The organism is Dyadobacter sp., from assembly GCF_051859145.1.
In the GTDB taxonomy this organism is placed as follows: Bacteria; Bacteroidota; Bacteroidia; order Cytophagales; family Spirosomataceae; genus Dyadobacter.
Window position 1 is genome coordinate 1 of the sequence record NZ_JBHYGF010000400.1, and the last position, 1,949, is coordinate 1,949.

2 protein-coding genes are annotated in these 1,949 nt (G+C 41.0%); one reads left to right on the forward strand and one right to left on the reverse strand.

Features of this window, described 5'->3' with window-relative positions; genetic code table 11:
• The coding region (locus tag ACTIE6_RS20135) for a DUF5712 family protein (protein WP_439558354.1) at window positions 1-156 on the reverse strand (156 nt) is incomplete at its 3' end.
• A gap of 656 nt (window positions 157-812) precedes the next feature.
• Here ACTIE6_RS20135 and ACTIE6_RS20140 point away from each other — a divergent pair.
• Window positions 813-1,475 (forward strand): AAA family ATPase, encoded by a 663-nt coding sequence (locus ACTIE6_RS20140; protein ID WP_138368488.1) that lies wholly within the window; start codon window positions 813-815, stop codon window positions 1,473-1,475.
• Window positions 1,476-1,949: the final 474 nt, after the last annotated feature.

Consider the following 1,949-nt stretch of genomic DNA (forward strand, 5'->3'; position numbering starts at 1 on the left):
GAAATTCCCTGCATACTCCTTCATCACTTCCCGCGCAAATGCTTTCAGCTTTTGCGGGTCGTTGCCAATATGGTCGAGCTCCTTTCCGGAAGGGCTGATATTGATCAGGTAAAATTTGGCTTCGATCTTTTTAAGCTTGGCCACATTTTGGTCGATCCCGGTTAATTAATTTCATTTAACAAATTCTGTCTGGCGGTGTTTAACGAAATTCTTACATCAGCAAAGGCGGCTTCCCCTCCCCTACTTAGTTCCAATCCTCATATGATTGAATGTTTATGACTGGCTTGGTTTTAACTATTAGTGTTAATATAAGTGCTAAAACAGTACTAAAATCAGCACTGGAAAAAGTGTTTAATATTGTGCTACTTTTAGCTCGACAAGAACCAGAGTACTAATTCCTAATTTTTAAGAACCTACTTTTGCCATCATGATACATTTTACTGACCGGCTAGTTCAATAAGTTTGCTCATTTATGAGTTGTGGGTCCCTATTGATGATTTTATCGACTGCTGCTACTTCTTCCCTCCTACTCTACATCGTTCCTTTACGTATCAAGATAGTTTTGTCAAGAAATGTACAAAGGATTTGCGATCAAATTATGCCCTAGACCACTACATGATTTAAGAGCATTGAGTAACAGCGTCATGTAGATTCCGCTTATTACAATCTGATAGTTTGAACAAAGCCTAATAGATTGAAAGTGTTTTTCAATAATAGTGTTAAAACAAGCACTGAAAATAACACTAGATATAGCATTTGTTTTTGTGTGAGATTCTGTATTAATTGCAGCATCATTTTTAACACAAGAACTAGTGGTAATATCATTCAACTCAATTAAGGGTGGGGTAGGCAAGAGTACCCTTGCTACGACGATGGCTGGATGGCTAGCAAGCCAAGGGAAGGATGTGTTGCTCGTTGATGGAGACGATCAGGAAACGTCTTCTGATTTTACCGCATGGCGGGAGCAGACACTTGGTAATACGGGATACACGCTTGTCAATATGACTGGTGCAAATCTCAGGAAACAAGTTGAAGCCATGAAGCCAAAATATGATCATATCATAATTGACACGGGTGGAAGAGACACTACTAGTCAAAGGGCAGCACTATCTGTGGCTGACGTATCAATGATACCGTTTGTACCGCGCAGTTTTGATCTATGGACAATTACTAAGGTAACGGATCTTATAGACGAAATTCAATCGATTCGGGCTGAGCCATTAATTGCTTATACGTTCCTGAGCCGTGCTGATATTCGTAGTGCTGATAACCGAGATGTTGCAGAAGCGCTCTCTCAGATTTCTCAGCTCACTTATTTGCCTTATCCGATCAGTAACCGTAAAGCTATTAGCAACGCCGCTGGATTGGGGCTTACACCGTTTGAGGGTGAAAGCATCGACACCAAAGCAACCAAAGAAATAGAGGACTTATTTAACCGTGTATTAAATGGCAACCACGTTACCGCCACCGCGTAAACCAAAAGTGACCGAAGCCGACATTGAGGCAGTCATTAATAAAGGAGGGAGTACTATTAAAGAAACTGCCCCTGCTGATCCGGAAAGGGCAAAGCACATCAATGTGCGCCTTACTGGCCAAATCATTAGTGAGATTGATAGTCGCCGATTGAAGCGTCCCCGTAGGCCTGGGTCGCCTAAGCCAGGGATCAGTATCCACGATTGGATTGTTGAGGCGGTTTTGGAAAAGCTAAATAGTGATAAATAGCACTAAAAACAGTGCTGGTTTTAGTGTCTTAAATAGTGCTGCAAGTAGTGCTTTAAACTTTGTATATGGAGGAAAAAGAAACCCAAGCTAACGTCAGCAGTGACATTAGTTCAAAAAACGACTTCTTTCTAAGTCGAATCGACAGAAGTGTTGCTGATAATCTTCATGACATAAGGAAGTCGTTTGGTGAGGATGCTGGAATAGTAAAGGATTTTATTGTATTTATT